The sequence below is a fragment of the Burkholderia singularis genome (assembly GCF_001718875.1).
Taxonomy (GTDB): Bacteria; Pseudomonadota; Gammaproteobacteria; order Burkholderiales; family Burkholderiaceae; genus Burkholderia; species Burkholderia singularis.
On record NZ_CP013449.1, the window covers coordinates 230,967 to 248,524 of the forward strand.

The 17,558-nt window shown below is 58.9% G+C and carries 11 protein-coding genes, 1 tRNA gene and 1 pseudogene; 9 read left to right on the forward strand and 4 right to left on the reverse strand.

Annotated elements, in window-relative coordinates; translation table 11 throughout:
• The first annotated feature begins 26 nt into the window (after window positions 1-26).
• From AQ611_RS17060 to AQ611_RS17085, 6 genes and pseudogenes are all read left to right on the forward strand, one after another.
• On the forward strand, window positions 27-1,931 hold the full coding sequence (locus tag AQ611_RS17060) for a DUF3857 domain-containing transglutaminase family protein (RefSeq protein ID WP_069235460.1): 1,905 nt from the start codon (window positions 27-29) through the stop codon (window positions 1,929-1,931).
• Window positions 1,932-2,357: 426 nt separating this feature from the next.
• Complete coding sequence (locus AQ611_RS17065; protein ID WP_069235461.1) at window positions 2,358-2,774, forward strand: GNAT family N-acetyltransferase; 417 nt, start codon at window positions 2,358-2,360, stop codon at window positions 2,772-2,774.
• Window positions 2,775-2,893: 119 nt separating this feature from the next.
• Window positions 2,894-3,883: an AraC family transcriptional regulator gene (locus AQ611_RS17070; protein WP_245637156.1), complete on the forward strand. Its 990-nt coding sequence runs from the start codon at window positions 2,894-2,896 to the stop codon at window positions 3,881-3,883.
• A gap of 113 nt (window positions 3,884-3,996) precedes the next feature.
• Window positions 3,997-4,879: pseudogene (locus tag AQ611_RS17075) on the forward strand (ABC transporter permease).
• Window positions 4,866-5,102 carry a hypothetical protein gene (locus tag AQ611_RS17080; protein ID WP_102720083.1) on the forward strand — a complete coding sequence of 79 codons (237 nt, stop codon included), beginning with the start codon at window positions 4,866-4,868 and terminating at the stop codon, window positions 5,100-5,102. Before AQ611_RS17075 ends, AQ611_RS17080 begins: the two are co-directional and overlap by 14 nt.
• 181 nt (window positions 5,103-5,283) lie before the next feature.
• A tRNA-Val gene (locus AQ611_RS17085) sits at window positions 5,284-5,360 on the forward strand.
• Between the two features lie 1,073 nt (window positions 5,361-6,433).
• Here the strand turns inward: AQ611_RS17085 and AQ611_RS25655 are convergent.
• The gene (locus tag AQ611_RS25655) at window positions 6,434-6,748 is read right to left on the reverse strand and encodes a hypothetical protein (RefSeq protein ID WP_125910410.1); all 315 of its coding nucleotides are present in this window, start codon (window positions 6,746-6,748) and stop codon (window positions 6,434-6,436) included.
• 180 nt (window positions 6,749-6,928) lie between these two features.
• On the opposite strand from AQ611_RS25655, the gene AQ611_RS17095 reads away from it, so the two are divergent.
• The 3 genes from AQ611_RS17095 to AQ611_RS17105 all read left to right on the forward strand — a co-directional run bounded on the left by AQ611_RS17095 (window position 6,929) and on the right by AQ611_RS17105 (window position 11,404).
• Window positions 6,929-8,434: a S8 family peptidase gene (locus AQ611_RS17095; RefSeq protein WP_069235465.1), complete on the forward strand. Its 1,506-nt coding sequence runs from the start codon at window positions 6,929-6,931 to the stop codon at window positions 8,432-8,434.
• A 103-nt stretch (window positions 8,435-8,537) separates the two neighbouring features.
• Window positions 8,538-10,481 carry a Xaa-Pro dipeptidyl-peptidase gene (locus tag AQ611_RS17100; protein WP_069235466.1) on the forward strand — a complete coding sequence of 648 codons (1,944 nt, stop codon included), beginning with the start codon at window positions 8,538-8,540 and terminating at the stop codon, window positions 10,479-10,481.
• Between the two features lie 167 nt (window positions 10,482-10,648).
• Window positions 10,649-11,404 carry a class II aldolase/adducin family protein gene (locus AQ611_RS17105; protein WP_069235467.1) on the forward strand — a complete coding sequence of 252 codons (756 nt, stop codon included), beginning with the start codon at window positions 10,649-10,651 and terminating at the stop codon, window positions 11,402-11,404.
• 487 nt (window positions 11,405-11,891) lie between these two features.
• Here AQ611_RS17105 and AQ611_RS17110 read toward each other — a convergent pair whose 3' ends face one another.
• The 3 genes from AQ611_RS17110 to AQ611_RS17120 form a co-directional block, all read right to left on the reverse strand.
• Window positions 11,892-13,307, reverse strand: a complete 1,416-nt coding sequence (locus AQ611_RS17110; RefSeq protein WP_146011736.1) for a glycosyl hydrolase — start codon at window positions 13,305-13,307, stop codon at window positions 11,892-11,894.
• Between the two features lie 522 nt (window positions 13,308-13,829).
• Window positions 13,830-16,121, reverse strand: a complete 2,292-nt coding sequence (locus AQ611_RS17115) for a GNVR domain-containing protein (protein ID WP_083237432.1) — start codon at window positions 16,119-16,121, stop codon at window positions 13,830-13,832.
• 93 nt (window positions 16,122-16,214) lie between these two features.
• Window positions 16,215-17,540 carry a cellulase family glycosylhydrolase gene (locus tag AQ611_RS17120; RefSeq protein WP_069235468.1) on the reverse strand — a complete coding sequence of 442 codons (1,326 nt, stop codon included), beginning with the start codon at window positions 17,538-17,540 and terminating at the stop codon, window positions 16,215-16,217.
• Window positions 17,541-17,558: the final 18 nt, after the last annotated feature.

The following is a 17,558-nucleotide window of genomic DNA, read 5'->3' on the forward strand; positions in this document are numbered from 1 at the left end:
GTTTCAGCGTGGCAACGAGCGTGGCAATGCGCGTTTTGGTCCGAGTGCTCGGTATTTCGTGCGTGGGCGCGGCGACGTTGACGGGCGATGCGCGGGCGGCCGGCTTCGCCGACGCGCCCGGTGCAACCGAGACCGTTGCCGACGCGCCGTCCACTGTGGTTAGCGATGTCCATCTGTTCGTCGTGCAACGCGACGGCTCGGTTGACGAGCACGACGATTCGACCTTGCGCGCAAACACCGTGAGCGGCATCGACGACGTTGCGCAGCGTGTCATATGGTTCGACAAGGATGCGGACAAGGTCGAACTGCTCGCAGCCGAAACGATCGACGCTCGCGGTGTCGCGCATCCTGTCGGCCCGGAAGCGATTCGTGATGTGACTGAACCGCGCTCGGCCGGCGCGCCGTTCTTCGACAACGGCGTGTTGCGCTCGGTGATTTTTCCGGGCGTCGATGCGGGGTCGCGCACTCGTCTTGCGTTTCGCAAGAGGCGGGCAAGGCCGAGCGATCCTGGTTACTTCGGGTATTTCGTCACGCCATCGCGGATGCCTGTCGATGAACAGCGGCTGATCTTCGATCTGCCGGCGGATATGCCGCTGTACGCCGATGCGCGCGGTTTCATCGCGCGCGAGCCTGTGACGGAGAACGGCCGCACGCGCTACGAGTTCGATTACCGCCATGGTCCTTATCCGCGCATCGAAAGCGGCTCCGTGAGCTATGAGACTTACGGTGATCGGCTGATGGTGTCGACGCTCCCCGACTTTTCGGCATTTGCTTCACGCTATCGCGCGAATGCCGCCGACGACGGCGTGAACGATCCGGCCGTTGTGTGGCTTGCGCGCACGCTGACGGCGAATGTATCCGATCCGCGTGATAAGGCGCGCGCAATCTACGACTGGGTGCGCGCGAACGTTCGCTATGTCGCGTTGTTTCTGGGCGAGACTGCGGCGGTGCCGCACAAGGTCACGGATATCCTGCGTAACCGATACGGCGACTGCAAGGACCATGTCGCGCTATTCGGCGCATTGCTCGCGGCAGCCGGAATACGCAGCGAGCCCGTGCTGCTGAATCTCGGCTCGGTCTATACGCTGCCTGGGGTGCCTGGTTACGGCAGTGGCGCGATCAATCATGCAATTACGTGGATGCCCGAGCTTGGGCTTTATGCGGATACGACCGTTGGAAATGTCGAGTTCGGCTATCTGCCGCCTGTGGTGATGGATCGGCCAGCGTTGCTGGTCGATAGCGGCGTGCTATCGCGCACGCCGCCGACGCAGCCGCGCACGCGCAGCGCCCGGCTGCGAATCGATGTCGCGCCGGACGGGTCGGGTCGCTATCAATATTACGTCGAGGATAACGGCTGGACTGCCGAACTCGAGCGCGGCTTGTTTCGTCAGGCCACGCGCGAGCATGCCCGGCGGATTGCCGACGAGCGCCTGCGGCAAACCGGCTTGCGCGGCACGGCCCGGCTTATGACCCGTGAGCGTGATGTGACGGGCGGCCCTTTCTCGGTCTCGATGACAGGCACGCTCGAGCATGTTGCATGGCCGGATGGCACGACCGCGCTGCCGGCGTTGTCCAGTTTGTCGGGCGGTATCGCGACCCAGGTGCAGGGCTGGCTGACTGAGCCTGAGCGCACACAACCTTGGCTATGCATCGATGGCAATTTCGATGAAACCGCGCAGATTGCGTTGCCCGGCAATCTACATATGATCGATTTGCCCAGCGATGTAACGGTTCGGCACCGCTTCGTCGATTATGAAGCGCATTACGTTTTCGACAGTGTGACGCACGTTGTACAAATCACACGAAAATTGCGGACTCGTTTCGCACATCAGATGTGTTCCCCGGACGATTTCGACGCGATGCGGGCCCCGCTTGCGCGTATCGAACGCGATGCGTCAGCGCAGGTCGTCGTGCAGGCAAAGCGTCACTGAACGAATTGGACCGAGACGCGATCTTCAGTGGAGCAATTCGTCACAAAAAATTTTCCCGTTGATAGGTATTTTCTGGGAAGCAGCCGCAATGTATGCGTGCTGGGAATAATCTGGATAAATGGAATGAGTTTTCTGATTTAGGTTGCCAAATAACTTGGATCCTTAATCGGGCTAAATTATTTGGAAATTGGAAAGATTTTATTTATTTGTCTGTTTGAGATAATATTTTTATCAAGTGGCGCTGGACTGATTGAGCCAATGGTTTTTGGTCTATTAATCGACGTTTGCCAATGATTCATAGAACAATTAATTATTCAATTTTGATGTTTTGAACAATCGATTTGTCTCTTTGAGTATATAAAAATCGATGCTTGCAATGCAAAAAAGGGGAAATACTTGTCTGACAAGGCTTTGACGTTCCGCCCGATGGGCGTGCGCGACATCGGCGCGTTTTACGACGTGCGCTTCTCGGTTCGGGAAAACCGGATTCACCCGCATCAAGTCGACTTGCTCGATCGCGATCTGGTTGTCCGGCAAATCGAGCAAGGCGGAGGCTGGTTGTGCGAGACCAATGGCGAGACCGTTGGAGTGTGCTTGCCGGTGTTCGCTGACAAGCCGTTCATCGCGGCGTTGTTCGTGCGGCCGGCTTGGCACGCGCGGCATATCGGCCGGGAGTTGCTGGCCCGTGCGGTGGACTGGCTGCGGCAGCAGGGCGCGCGTTCGGTGACACTCGTCACCGATCCGGGCTCGCGTGCGGACGGTTTTTATCAGCATCTTGGCTGGCGGCGCGGCGAACTCGACGAGTATGGCTGCCAAATCGTTTTCACATTGGATCTGACGTGAGTACGTCGCAACATCGCCCGCATGGAAAGGAGCCGGTTATGCCGGCTGTTTCCGGAAAGGCCAAAAGCGCGGCTCAGCTTCCGGCCACCTTGTGCACAGTCATCGTCGCTGCCGAGGTGATGAAACGGTACGGAATATCCGCCGAGCGTCTTCTCGAAGGAAGCGGGGTAGTTCCGGCCGATCTCGGCAAACCTGATGTCGTAATCACGCATGCGCAGGAAATGGCGATATTCGCGAATGCGCTCGACGCGACCGGCAATACCGGGATCGGGCTCGAGATCGGTGATGCGATCCCCGTGACCGCATATGGCTGGCGCGGCACGGCCATGCTGGTCAGCCCGACGCTCGAGGCTGCAATCCGGCTCGCGAATTCCTATCCACTACTTGCGATTTGCTATTTCCGGATCGATCTCGAAGTCGACGGGGACGAAGCTCGCATTGTCATTCGAGACTACGCGTACCGGGCAGACCTGCTCGTGTTGAACAGCGACATGTGCATCGCGGTTCTGAGGCGTGAAATGTTGGGCGTACTGGGCGGCCGCGAAATCAAGTTCCGCAGACTGCAACTTGCGTTTCCGCCGCCGCCGCATGCCGATCGCTATGCAGCGTTGTTCGGCTGCCCCGTGGAGTTCGGCGCGCAGGAAAGCGCCTGCTATTTTCCTGCGGCCGAGCTTGCCAGCCCATTGCCGCTTGCGCATGCTCATGCGCTCGAGGTTGCGCGCCGTCACTGCGACCGGCAAGAGCGCGAATTGCAAAAGTGGACACCAAGTGGTGTCGTCGAGAGCGTGCTCGATCACATGTACCGGAACCCAGGCTGGAAAGATTATGAGCAGCTTTATTTGTCACAGCGTAGTTTGCAGCGGAAACTGCAACTGCTCGGTACATCGCTCGGTGAATTGCGCGACATCGTGCGGCGTGATCTTGCGTCTCGCTACATGAGCAGCGAGCGTTTTAGCATGAAGGAGATTGCTGCGAAGCTCGGATTCGAGCAGCCGAGATCGTTGCATCGATGGATTGCCTCGGAGCGTAAATTGCACGTATCGGATCACGCGCTGGGCGGAATGCCGCGCACTGCGGCAACATTGAAAAAGCGCGCCGTCGGTATTTGAGACGGTTGTCGCGAAAGGACCCAAATTTGGCGCGTTTGGTCCGTCCGACAGGCTGTTGTCGGATATAGCAATTTGTTACGCTCGCTGTCGAACTTGAATGACATCTTGGGCCTATGACATCCATTGCTAAGTATGCTGGGCTGGCGCCTGTCGTTGCATGCATCGCGGCGGGGGTGATTGTCCCGCTCGGCGTATTGGCCGTGGTATCGCTCTCGGTTCCGCTCGATCTCGGCGGTGTCGCATGGGGCAAATTCTCGACGCTCGCGTATTGGTCGCTCGTTTTTGATCGCGATTTCGACGGGACGATTGTGTTGCAGGCGGATTTTCTGCGTGTATTGGTACGCTCGATCGCGCTTGCAGCTGCGGCAACGCTGATTTGCCTGGTGCTTGCGCTGCCGAGCGCACTGTATATCGTGTTACGCCCCGCCAGGCAGAAGAATCTGCTGTTACTGGCCGTTACCATTCCGTTCTGGATTTGCATTGTCGTACAGATGTATGGCTGGTTGATCGTGCTGGCGGACAACGGTATCGCCAATCGGTTGTTGAACCGCATCGGCGTATTGCACGGCCCGCTCGGCATGATCTATACCGATGCCGCGACGTTGCTCGGCCTCGTTTATGCGTTCCTGCCGTTCATGGTATTGCCGATCTATGCGGCGCTCGATGATATGGATTGGCGGCTCATCGAGGCGGCTTACGATCTTGGCGCAACGCAATCGCGCGCGGTGCGCGAGATCGTGATTCCGATCTGCCGCGGCGGGCGTCGGCCTCGTGTTCGCCCCCGCGCTTGGCACCTACGTGATATCGAATCTGCTGGGTGGTAGCCGTTCGATGATGATCGGCAATCTCGTCGATTTTCAGTTTGCCGCCGGCCGCAACTGGCCGCTCGGCGCCGCGATGGCATTCGCGCTGCTGGGCATCGCGTTGATATCGATGCTGGCGCGGCGTATGCGGGTGAATGCGCTCGGAAAGGACGTCGCTCATGAGTTTGCATGACGTGAAGCGCATGCCGTTGACGGCGCCTGTTACGTGGCTCGTTATCGTATTTCTGTACCTGCCCGTCGTCGCAATCGTTTGGATGAGCTTCAATGCGGGGCGCTCCGCGCTTGTCTGGTCTGGATGGGGAATAGACGGCTATTTGGACGCGCTGCGCGATCAAACGCTGGTTAGTGCCGCGCTGAAGATGCGTAACAAGGTATGGGTGAAGCTCAAAGGTTAGGCGCGCGCAGTGGTTGCGTGGCCTAGCCGAACCGGTCGTAGTAATCCGTCAGCGGTTTTGGTGGCCCTTGGATGCTGGCGGTTTCTTGCTGCTGCATTGTTCTCCAAACGATGCAGCAGCACTTTTTATAACTTGGGGCTTGTGCCGCGGCGATAGAGTCCCTATAATTCGCGCCTCACACAGGCTCGTAGCTCAGTTGGTTAGAGCACCACCTTGACATGGTGGGGGTCGTTGGTTCGAATCCAATCGAGCCTACCAACGAACACACGGTACGGATGAATGGTATAGCAATGCTTGCCACTCATCCGCTTCCCGGATACGTTCTCGATCGCTGAAGCAGCCAATGAATGTACGCGTGAGTCGCGGTCCGCAAGCCTCATTCCTCTTCATGAGGTTCGCTCAAATCGGTGAGCGTTCGAGTTTTTCCTCTGTCGTTCCTATCCCGATTTATCTCGTTGGCGCCGATTGACGGACGAGTGCGGCAGTATTGCAGCGAACGGCTAGATATCTTCGCTGACGCGGCTGTGTCTGCTGTGCGATCGTATGGATTCCTCTTCGACTCGGCTGGGTGGCGTCAACGCGCCGCAATTGCCAGTAGCCGACAAAGATTGCCCGGTCGGTCGCGGTCGGCATACGCGACAAGACCGTCGACATGAGCTATGGGATTACCGAGGCACTTGGCTTTGGCTATCCGGGTTGGCTCGACGCGACACGGGGCCGATGGCCGCCAGGTTCGATCCGCATCGATCGTAGCGGAGCGTGAATGCGCTTGCGTGTGGCTTGCTTGCAAACACGCAATTCCCGGTTCCGGCAGACGATATCAAGATCGCCGCGTTGATGCCGACTGTTGATCTCTGCACATGGAGCGCGCCATTGCGTATCGGCGGCATACGGTATGGGCTGCGCAGCCGTACCGATACGAGATGACGAATGCACGGTGCCGCGAAGACACGCCGATGATGGTGACGCGCAAGTCTCTCAATCGAAGTCCATGACCTCAGGCGCCAGAGACTTCCTACTTCGACAGTGGTCGCCGAGCAAGGATGAAGCCGGCACGGCCGGCGCTGCTCCGGCTTTGCTTGGGGCTGTCGATCCAGGCAGTCATGGTAGGCGGTTCGATCGCGTCGTCTTGCCCTGTCGGCATCGGATGCGAGCTATGCGCCGCGAAGCTGCTCTTCGCTGATTCGCAACGGCAACATCGGCGCGAGTCGGGCGAGGAATGATTTCTATTCGTGATGAGCGTATTCGCGAATTGGGCCGAACGGCCGGCGCGGCCGATTTTTTTTCCCATGTTCTGGAAAATATGATGCAAGCGTCTCTACCGGAAGGCGTCAGGCAGTCAATGTCATCTGCGATTCCAGAGAACTGTGGAAGCTGGTTCTTTGATTAATGCATTCCATGAAACTTTTTTTGATATTAACTAAAAATGTTTGACAGGCTGATTTCAGCAAGATAAGTTTTGCAATAGGAATGTAAACCGCCTTGCCGTCGTAGAACGTGCGGGGCCGGAGTTCAAGTGGGGCTGAAGCGCTGTAAAGCGTAATTATCAATATAACCAGCGGCATAGAACCTGAGAGGAGGGCAAACGAAACGCTCGCCGTTTCGTTCAGTTCCCGTGGATATAGATCTGACGGAAGACGAATCATCCAGTATCCGCATGTCGGATGATGCGATCAACCGCAACCGTTTGTCGGTAGCACGTCGCACGGTTATTTGCACCGGTGTGACGTGCCCTTTCTTATCGGCAGCGCAGCAAAGCCAGCAATCAGAACGCCAGCTCATCGGTCCGTTTTGTCTCTATCTACATTGATCAGGAGGGTATCGGCATGTCTAAATTAATTAGAACTGCTTCATATTCTGCGATTGTTGCGGGTGTTGTCCTGGTCGGTCTCGCTCCGCCCTCGCACGCACAAACTCTTACATCCCCGTCGGTTCCTGGTGGGCGCGATACGGTCAACCAATTAATCGTTAAGCTTCGAGCGCCGAAGATGGCGGCTAGTGCTGCAACGGGACCGTCGGCGCGCGCGACGGATGTGCAGGCCGTGATCGATCGCGTGGTCTCCGCGCGTCGTGCGCGCTCGGCGAATCGCGCGTTCGGTGCAGCTGCGGCTTCGGCGGCCGGGAATGATGCCGATCCAGCGGCCGGAATACGCATTAAGCGCGAAATGTCGGGTGGCGCGACAGTGCTGTCGTTGCAGAATCGCTTGCTGCCCGCCGATGCGCAGGCGCTCGCGCAAGATTTTGCCGCCGATAGCGCGGTCGAGTATGCGGAACCGGATGTGCGGATGTATCCGTCCGTTGTTCCGAACGATGCACGCTACTCCGAGCAATGGGGCTATTTCGATCCGAGAGGCGGCGCGAATTTGCCGGCCGCTTGGGATTTGACGACGGGCTCATCGCGGGTCGTCGTCGGTGTTATCGATACTGGTTACCGTCCGCATGCCGATCTCGCGGCCAACCTGCTCCCCGGCTACGATTTCGTCTCCGATCCGGTAAGCGCGAACGACGGTAACGGCCGCGACAGCAATGCATCGGATCCGGGCGATTGGGTGACGTGGCAAGAGAGTAACGACCCATACGGGCCATTCTACGGATGCCCGGTGAGCGACAGTTCCTGGCATGGCACGCACGTCGCAGGCACGATCGGCGCGGTGACGAACAATGGTTTCGGCGTTGCGGGCATATCATGGTCGGGCAAGGTGTTGCCGGTACGCGTGCTCGGCAAATGCGGGGGTACGCTGAGCGATATCGTTGACGGAATGCGTTGGGCCGCGGGCTTGTCGGTACCGGGTGCGCCGGCCAATCCGTATCCGGCCAACGTGCTGAACATGAGTCTTGGCGGCTCCGGCCGCACGTGCAGCCAAACCTACCAAAACGCGATCAACGAGATCACGTATCGCGGCACAACGATCGTCGTCGCAGCAGGCAACGAAGGCACGTCGGTATCGACATCGCAACCCGCGAATTGCCAGGGCGTCATCACGGTTGGCGCGACCGATCGCAATGGTGTTCGTGCGAGTTTTAGCAACTACGGGGCGGCAGTGAAGATTTCCGCGCCGGGCGTTGGTATTTTGTCGACGCTGAATGCCGGCAGGACTTCACCTGGAGCGGACAGCTATGCAAGTTATAACGGCACCAGCATGGCGACGCCGCACGTCGCCGGTACTGTTGCGCTGATGCTGGCGATCAATCCGACATTGTCGCCTTCGCAAATCCTGCAGCGGCTGCAAGCGAGCGCGCGTGCGTTCCCCAGCGGATCGGGGTGCTCGACGAGCACTTGCGGCGCGGGGCTGCTCGACGCAGGTCAAGCCGTCTACGCGGCGATTCGGTAATAAGGACAGGCACCGCTTCGGCGGTGCCCGCTGCGCTGTTTGTGAGCGATATCGCTCGATATGGACTGGCTGTTTTCTTACGATTCCCGGCATAAGGACAACAATGAAAATCCGCAAAACTGAATCGCTATGCGTATGGAGCACCGCCATTGCGGCGGCGGTTTTACTCACTGCATGTGGGGGCGACGACGGCTCGGGTTTGCCCGGCGCGTCTATGTTTGCGCAAACTGGGCGAAGCGAAAATACGGAAGCGGTGCCAGCTGCAGGCGGAGCGCGTCCGGCTTTCGGGCGTGTTTCGCCTTCCGGCGTGCCATACGCGGATCTGTCTGGCGGCGGGCGCTATCGACCCGTGATCGAAAACGGTCAGGTGCAGCCATCGCTGTCGGGCAATACGATTACCGAGGAAGCGTGGGTAGAGACGCCCGTCGATTCCGATGGCGACGGTGCGAAGGATCGGATTCACGTGCGTATCGTTCGGCCGGCCGAAACCGCATCGGGCGCGCGCACGCCGGTCATCGTTCTGGCGAGCCCGTACTACAACGGGCTTGCCGACAGCCCCAATCACAATGTTGATGTTGAGCTTGACGGTACGCCGCATCCAGTCGCGTCAACGGCTGCCCGTATTCTGGCGGTGATACCGCAGTCTCGAATCTTGCAGCAAGTCGAAGCCGCGGCAGCTGGGCGTTCGTGGATTGAAGGTTACTTCGTGCCGCGCGGTTTTACGATTGTCTATGCGGATTCGCTTGGCACCGCGGGTTCGGATGGGTGTCCGACGATTCTGACCCGCGACGAATCCGTCGCGATGGCATCGGTAATCCGTTGGCTCGGACGACACGCGAGCGCGAAGGATGCGAGCGGCAAGCCGATCGTCGCGAATTGGTCGACGGGGCATGTCGGCATGTATGGCGTGTCGTATGACGGCACGCTGCCAAAGATGGTCGCCAGCTTGCGCACGCGCGGACTCGATGCGATCGTGCCGATCGCGGGACTATCGAACATGTACGGCTATTACCGCTCGGCGGGTCTCGTGCGTGCGCCGGACGGTTACCAAGGCGAGGACGTCGATGTCTATATAAAAGCACTCCTGACGAATTCGCATCCGGAGCGTTGCACGCATCTCATCGATGAAGCGTTGCAGAAAGAAGACCGGACGACGGGCGATTATTCGGCATTCTGGGCCGCCCGCGAGATTCCGACGGCTTTTGCAGTGGCACCTGCGCTTGTCGCGCAGGGGCTCGCGGACGATAACGTGAGGACCGATCAATCGACTTCGTGGTATCTCGCGATGCTCAAACAGCACGTGCCGGCACAGCTATGGTTGCATCGGGCCCGCCATACCGATCCGAGTCGTGTACCCGCGATGGCGAGCGAATGGACTGCGCAGGTGAACCGTTGGTTCACACGCTATTTGCTGGGTTACGAAAACGGCGTCGAGCGTGGGCCGGGCTCGGTAATCGAGCAGGCCGACGGCACGTTGCTGAAAGAGCCGCGCTGGCCGGCAAGCAGTGCAACCCCTACTACGTATTTCTCGGGTGGAGACGGAGCGGGAACGGGAACGCTACTGCGCTGGCCATCGGGTGGCCCGCTCGTGAAATTTACCGATGATGCGCGGATCTTGGCACTAACGCTCGCGAATGCAGCCGATGGCGCGCATCGCAGCCGCTTCGAGACGCAGCCGCTTGCCCAGGCGACGCGAATCTCAGGGACTGCGACCGCGCAGGTCCGCTTGACGTTCTCGGCTGCCGCGAACGTGACGGCGCTGCTCATTGATCGTGCGCCCGACGGCAGCGCGACGATTATCACGCGCGCCTGGACCGATCCTCGCAATCGCAAGTCGATCTGGCATTCGCAGCCCGTCCTCGCCGGCATGCCCTACGATTTGCGTTTGACGTTCATGCCGCGTGACTACCGGCTCGACGCAGGCCACCGGCTAGGATTGGTCGTGTTGTCGAGCGACTACGAGGCGACGTTGAGGCCGACGCCCGGCACTGAACTGACGCTCGATCCGGCCGGTACGTCGGTGACGGTGCCGTTGACGCCGGCTTGATATGGATGGCGCGCGGCGCGTGTGCGCGCCGTGCGCGTTTCGGCTCGAAGCCGAGCATCTTGTCCGATTCGCGTCGATGGGCGTGAAAAACCCGATGCGATCCGTGCGTGAAGCTGGTAAGGTGAGCGCGATGCCGGCGCGCTTGAGCTGGCGCGCATGGAGCCTGTATGGACACTACTTCCGCCACTGCCAACATCGATTCCGCCGAATGGCGCATTCGATGCGATCTGGCTGCCTGCTATCGTCTTGTCGCAATGTACGGCTGGGACGACTTGATCTTCACGCATATCTCAGCTCGTTTGCCGGGCCCTGATCATCATTTCCTGATCAATCCATATGGAATGATGTTCGAGGAAATTACTGCGTCGTCACTCGTAAGGGTCGATCAGGCAGGCAACAAAATCGGCGATTCGCCGTACCCGGTCAACCGCGCGGGGTTCGTGATTCATAGCGCGGTGCATGCTGCGCGTGCCGATGCGCAATGTGTACTGCATACGCATACGCGTGCGGGGATTGCGGTCAGCGCACAGCGCGCCGGTGTGCTGCCAATTTCGCAGCAGTCGACATTCGTGCTGCAATCGCTTGCTTATCACGATTACGAAGGCGTTGCACTAAAAGACGACGAAAAGCCGCGGCTACAGTCGGATCTCGGACGCTCGATGTTCCTGATGCTGCGTAATCACGGACTCCTGACTATTGGCGCGTCGATAGCCGATGCGTTTCTCGCGATGTATCTGTTCGAGACGGCTTGCCAGATCCAGATCGCCGCACAGCACGGCGGTGAACTGATCGAGGTGCCGGCCGGGATTATCGCGACGAACGCCGAAGCGGCATCGGTACAGACCGATGGATTGGGTGGCGCGTTCGTTTGGCCGGCGTTGATTCGCAAGTTGGACCGGCGTGACGATAGTTATAAAACCTGAGCGTGGTGCGCGCGGTCTTGCGTATCTGAACGATCAATCGCCCCGGACAGATCCGCGCTTCAATCGCTTCGCTTAAAACCTGCCGTGTTTGCCATTTCGAAGTGGCTCAGATGAACTACCGGACGAACTGCCATTACGCCCCGGCCTTACTGTCACTATCATCAACCCGTCGTTTGAGTACCGACGACGTCAGCGCGAACAGATTCGTAACAGCCAATGCAGTTGACCGAGCACGCTTCATGTGGCTCCCGCTGATTTGTCGATTCGACGACAGCTTTGTCATTCTATGGACGATACCGTCCAAAAAAACGTCGATGTTTGATAAAAAATAACTGCGCCGGCGAGCTGATCGCGGCGCAGCTTCGGATCGGGTGGCGTGTCACGTTCGTTACGTCGTGACCCGGTAATGCATCATCTGGTCTATGCGGCCTCACGCAAACCCGGGTTTGCCGTATTTTATAAAGATGGTCTATGCGAACCGTGATGATTAATTTTTAGTGGTCGTGGTCGCGTTGGTGATGGCCGTCTGCATCGTCGTGTACCGCGGCTTTGGTTGTCCGCTGTTCGTCATTAAACCATACGCTCCGGTCGAGTCGTCATAGAGTTCATACCAATTGAAGCCGATGACATTGTAAGTTGTTCTTGCAGCGACCAGTTCGGCTATCGTCTTCGTGATGTACGCCTGAGCCTGTGCTTCCGTATTGCTGAGATTCACGCCGATCTCGGTAATCACGATCGGCAGGTTGTAGCTCGCCTTGAGCCGCGCGAGCACGTTGTACGTGCCAGTGAGGCCGACTGCGTTTTCGATGTCGCCGCCGTCGGAGTACCAGTGCCACTGAATTACGTCGGGTGTGATTTTCGGATGACCGGTCGTGCCGTCGGGTTGGGTGCCCGTCATTAGTCCATCGAGGAATCCGAAATACAGCCAACCGGCCGTTGCGTTTGCAATCAGCTTGGTTTTGTGCTGCGTATCGACTGAACGCCAACCGTCGAGTGCACCTCGCAATGCACCGCGCCAAATCGGAAAGGTCGAATTGTCGAAGTCCGAAACGTTGACGCCGTCACCACGAATCGGTGCGTTGTGGCTATCCAGATCGTATTCGTTGCCGAACTCAACCATCGGAATGCCGGCGAGCTTTTGTGCTGCATAGACGGAAAGCTGATAAGCATATGCGTATGCCGTTTCTTCGGTCGGCTGTTTGCCGTTTAGTGAAGGATCGACCCAGGGGTTCGCTTCGATCATCGGCAGTACGGTGACGTTGGGTCCGAGTCCGGGGATGAGCTTATCCGCAATCGCGTCGATGTGATCCGGGATGTAAGCGTCCTGCCGGTAGACGTGGATGCCGGCGGTAGTCAGGTGGGATGCCTGAGTGGCGAGCGGCGTCGAACTGTAGACGCTGTTGGTGGCGACAAAGTGTCCGTTCGTACCAAAGAACGGTGCGACCCATGCGGCAGGTGAAGTCGACGAGGACGAAGCCGGAGGAGTCGTTGTCGACGATGACGATGACCCGGAACCGCTAGAACTCGTCGACGAGCCAGAACCATGCGAGTTGGAGCCGTGAGAGGCGCTGGCTGCATCGGATGCGCTCGCTGATGGAGGCGCATTTGGCGTGCTGGATGTGCTGGACGTATCGGTTGCGCTGGCGGCGCTTGGCGCGCTCGGCGTTGCCGATGCGATCGGATTGCTCGTATTGCTGTTTGACGTCGAGTTTGCACTGGTGGAGGATGCGGGCACGACGATACCCGGAGTTGCGGCGGCGAGGCTGGAGTTGGTATTGCTTCCATCACCACCGCCGCACGCAGTAAGTAGGAGTGCGAACAATGTGGCGAAAACGATCGGAATATACTTCGGATACCTAATAAATTGATCCGGGCGCACGGAAGTAATGTTCAGATGATTCATGGCAGGATCTCCGTTCGGGGAAGGTTTCTATCTTAGGTTAATTTGAGATAAAGGTATCTCTAAATTATTACCGAACGATGGATCGAATGCCAGTGTTTGGGAAGCAAAATAGGCCGGTTGGAATTTTTTGAATCGGGATGGTGGGGTATCGATGAATGCGATGTCGGATGTCCTGTCCATCGAGCATCGGTGGCGAATATCCGGCATTGCCTTGTGCGATCGCGGTTTCGCGGGTGATGGCAGGAGCCGATCGGTATCGCAAACACGCGTTTGGTGGGTGACCTTTCTGTTTTGACAGGATTAGAGTATTTGTTCGAAACGAACGGATTGGTAATGAAGCGTTGACAAAATGAAAAAGGAAATGGAGGTGACGAAATAAAAAACCAGAGGTGTTTAAACCTCTGGTTTTTCCTTGAATTAATTTTTGATAATGATGTAATGACGCCGATTTGGCTTTCAATGGTATTTAATTGTAAAGAAAACTCCTGGGTTCATTCGGCATCGGAAATTCTTGGCGGCAGTTCATTTTGCACGTTCGAGCGTTCGCTTTGCCGTGGAAGGCGTATCGATTTCATACGCGCGATGCTCGCCGTCGTGCGATGCAGCTCGGCGTTTACCAGAAGGCCCGGCGTCTGCGTTGAAAACGTGGCCGACGAGTTTTGCGCCGACGCTTTCGAGCCGCTGCTGCGCGGTTTCAAGGTCTGTCGCGCGAGTCGTTCGGCCGCGCGAGACCAGCAGAACCGCGTCGCAATCCCGAGTGGCGATCGAAAGCGCGTCGCTGTACGGCAGGACTGGCGGCGCATCGACGATGATGAAATCGTAACGCGTGCGCAATGTCGCGATCAGCGCGGTCAGCTCCGGCCGCTCAAGCAAACCGGCTGGATTCGCGCCAGATAGCGTGCCGGGCGTCATGACGGACAGTGTGCTATTGCCGATTCTAACGATCGCATTGTCCAGCGGCTGTGCATTCTCGAGCACGTTTGCGAGGCCAATGCCGCCGCGCTCGGCGCCGAGCGGATTGTGGGATCCGCCACGCATGTCTGCGTCGACGAACAGAACGGATGCGTTGGAATCCGCGAACAGATACGCCAGATTCGACGCAACGAAACTGCAGCCCACGCCAGCGGTCGGGCCAGTGAACAGCAGAACCTTGCCGCCTTCCCGGCCGTCGTGCGCGAACGCTGCCCGCATGCTCGTGCGCAGCACGCGCAGTGTCTCGATACTGGGATCGTCGGGATCACGGGCGGCGAGAGGTTTGACCGACGGATGGGACGCGCTGATTTTGAGCGCGTGCGATGCTGGCGGCGTGAGGACAGCGACGCACGGCAGATCCGATACGTCGGCGATCGATTGGGGGCCGTTCAACTCGTTGCGGCGGCGGGCAAGCAGGTACACAAGTGCCAAACCCGTGAACAAGCCGGCCAGCAGCGCGCCGACGATGATGAGGCCGCGTTGCGGCCATGCCCGCCTATACGGCTTGTTTGCCCAGTCGACGACGGTTACGCCGGACGGCGTGCTGGCAACGGCGATTTCGAGCTGTTGCGCATTGGCCAGGACCTTTGTGTAGAGTTCAGAAGCAACCGTTACCTGGCGCGTCAGCCGGACGAATTCGCGTTGCGCGGTCGGCAGCTTGTTGGCTGCGGCAGTTGTTTGCTGAATTTCCTTTTTTACTTGATCGAGCTGGGTCTGCACGGTCTGATAGGTCGTGCTGCCGGGCTGGAAGCGTCCCTTCACGTTGTCGAGCGAGAGCTGCAGCAACGTTTGTTTTTCGGACAGCGAGTTCAATCGGCCGATCAGCGCAGCCCCCTGCTGGTCGACGTCGATCGTGCCCGTCGTCGTCCGGTAGCGGTTCAACTCGTCCTCGGCCTTGGCGAGATCCTGCTTGAGGACAGGCAGGCGCGCGTGCAGCGAGTCGAGGCTGCGTTGTGCATTCTGCGAACGATAGGCAATGTCCTGCTGAAGGTAGACGCGGATGATTGCGTTGACCAGATCCTGGGCATGCTGGGGCGTATCGGCCTGATAGATGAGCCGCATCAGCGACGGCTCTTCTAGCGTCGAATCGCGGTTCGCGACGATCGTTTTCATCTTCTTCATCACGTCGTCATAAACACGCTGCGTCGATTCCTTGACGATCGAGAATTCGATGCCGCTGCGCGCGCGCAGCGTATCAACTCGAATCTCGCCAGCCTGGGCATTGTCCGATCCGACGGTAAACGGCACCGTGGCGCCGACTACGCCGCGTGCGAGCAGCCGGTCTTTTTTGTCGTACAGTGCCCAGTGGCCGTTGTCGCCAGCGACGAGCCGGAATTTGTCGCCGTATGATGCGTCCGGCACCGTGAATGCGCCGAGTTTCAGTTTTTCGCCACCCCACGCGAAACCGGACAAGCCGAGCAATGGCGCAGCGAGCTTGTCGTCATCCGCATGGCTTGATGCGAACAGACGGCCGATCAGCGGGAAGTAGCTGCGCGTGCGGATGTCGAGATCCGCGCCGATCTGCTCGATTGCGGCACCGACGGTCGCGCGCGAGGTCAGCACTTCGCTTTCGTCGTTCGCGGACGGGCCGGCCGAGATCGTGCCCGAGACGTCGGACAGTGCGCTGATGGCGGCGCCCGGCTTGGTTTGGATGCGCAGCAGCGCTTCGGTTCGGTATTGCGGCGTCGCGACGAATGCATACAACACGCCGAGCGCGAAAAACACGCCGACGATCGTCGCGAACAGCCGCCGGTGCCGGGAGATGCTCCACGATAGGCTTGTGAGCCCGTCGTTGTTCTTGGCGTGTGGCGCGGTCATAGTGGGTTGTGCTTTCAGGTCCATCGTTGTTTTCCGTTAGCGACGGCGGCCGCCGCTGTCCTCTGCATCAATCGGTTAAACCCGGCTTTGCGCAGGCATTCGCGCCGGGCGCGGCGCTCAGGCGCCAATCGTAATGAAAATTGGCCCTTTTGCTTCCGGAACCTCGAACGTGGTGCCGCCGGCATTGAGCTTGGCACCGTACATGTCGGTCACGCGCGCATTGGCCGGCAGTCGCGACAAGTCGACGACGATCGAATTGCCGGTGCCGTAGCACCAGACCACGTACTTTGTCGCGCGCGGCGCGGTCAGCTTCAGCACGATGTAACGTGCGTTGGCGTCGAGCCGATACTGCGCACCCACGGCGTCCCCGGTGAACGAGAACAGATGCTGGACGGCGGTGTAGGCAGGCAGCTTTTCACCGTTTGCGTCCAGCAGTCCGAAATTGTGCTCCATGTCTTTGTTGTTTCGGCCGTCGTTGCGAATGTCGTAATACGACGTGAGGCCGACTTGGGCGATCCAGTTCGACAGCAGCAGCCGTACCGCATATTTCGCTTGGCGCTCGCGCGCGATTTGCGAGTGGCCGTCATCGATGTCGGACACATAGTTGTAGCCGTAGCTCGGGTATGCCCATTCGGTTGCCCACACCTGCGGTTTCTTGCGATACGTCGACAGATCGCGTCGCAGCGCGGCGTAATCGGCGAAGACGGTTTCGGGTTCGGTCTGCCGGTACGGATGCACGCTGATTGCGTCGGGCGCGGCTTGCTTCGGGCCGCCGATGTCGCCGACCTTACGGATGAACGCGCGGTTGATCTGCTGTACGCCGCCCGTCGCGACGATCGCATTCGGGTCTGCGGTCTTGATCGCTTGCACGGATTTTTTAAGCACTTCCTTATAATCGTCGGCCGACGGCTTGCCGAGCCAGTAGGTCGGGTGATCCTCTTCGTTCCAGATCTCGTAGCGCACCGCTTTACCCTTGAAGTGCTGCGCGACCTTGAATGCATAGGTGCGGAATGCGTTGAGTTGAGCGGGCTGAGTCGGCGGTCCCTTCGGGCTCAACGCATAGTGCTGACCGCTGAGGATGAACAGCACGCCGAGGCCGCGTGCGGACAGATCGGCGACGAGCTTGTCGTACTGCGAAAAATTCCAGCCATGCGGCGTATCGACTGCTTGCCAGAACAGGTTGGCGCGGATGAACGTGAAGCCCGCGTTCTTGATCGCGTCGAGCAGCTTCGTATCGCCGATCTCGTGCACCGCGACGCCGGTGTTGTCGCGCGATGCGACGAAGCCCGGCAGATCGACATACGGCGGGTTGGCGGCGGAAGCCGGCTGCGACGCGCTCAGCGTGACGACGCTCGGCTCGCTGGCGAAGCTGAGCGTGACGAGCGTGGCGCTTGCAAGCGCGGCGAACAGCCGATGGCGCAGGGATAGCGTGCGGTTCTTCATATCGTCGTTTCCTTCTCG

Excerpts from the sequence above, each read along its gene's own strand:
- AQ611_RS25655 (WP_125910410.1), bottom strand. The coding sequence starts at position 6,748 with ATGATTCGTCTTCCGTCAGATCTATATCCACGGGAACTGAACGAAACG.
- AQ611_RS17100 (WP_069235466.1), top strand. The coding sequence starts at position 8,538 with ATGAAAATCCGCAAAACTGAATCGCTATGCGTATGGAGCACCGCCATT.
- AQ611_RS17065 (WP_069235461.1), top strand. The coding sequence starts at position 2,358 with ATGGGCGTGCGCGACATCGGCGCGTTTTACGACGTGCGCTTCTCGGTT.
- AQ611_RS17105 (WP_069235467.1), top strand. The coding sequence starts at position 10,649 with ATGGACACTACTTCCGCCACTGCCAACATCGATTCCGCCGAATGGCGC.
- AQ611_RS17060 (WP_069235460.1), top strand. The coding sequence starts at position 27 with ATGCGCGTTTTGGTCCGAGTGCTCGGTATTTCGTGCGTGGGCGCGGCG.
- AQ611_RS17110 (WP_146011736.1), bottom strand. The coding sequence starts at position 13,307 with ATGAATCATCTGAACATTACTTCCGTGCGCCCGGATCAATTTATTAGG.
- AQ611_RS17080 (WP_102720083.1), top strand. The coding sequence starts at position 4,866 with ATGAGTTTGCATGACGTGAAGCGCATGCCGTTGACGGCGCCTGTTACG.
- AQ611_RS17095 (WP_069235465.1), top strand. The coding sequence starts at position 6,929 with ATGTCTAAATTAATTAGAACTGCTTCATATTCTGCGATTGTTGCGGGT.
- AQ611_RS17070 (WP_245637156.1), top strand. The coding sequence starts at position 2,894 with ATGAAACGGTACGGAATATCCGCCGAGCGTCTTCTCGAAGGAAGCGGG.
- AQ611_RS17120 (WP_069235468.1), bottom strand. The coding sequence starts at position 17,540 with ATGAAGAACCGCACGCTATCCCTGCGCCATCGGCTGTTCGCCGCGCTT.
- AQ611_RS17115 (WP_083237432.1), bottom strand. The coding sequence starts at position 16,121 with ATGGACCTGAAAGCACAACCCACTATGACCGCGCCACACGCCAAGAAC.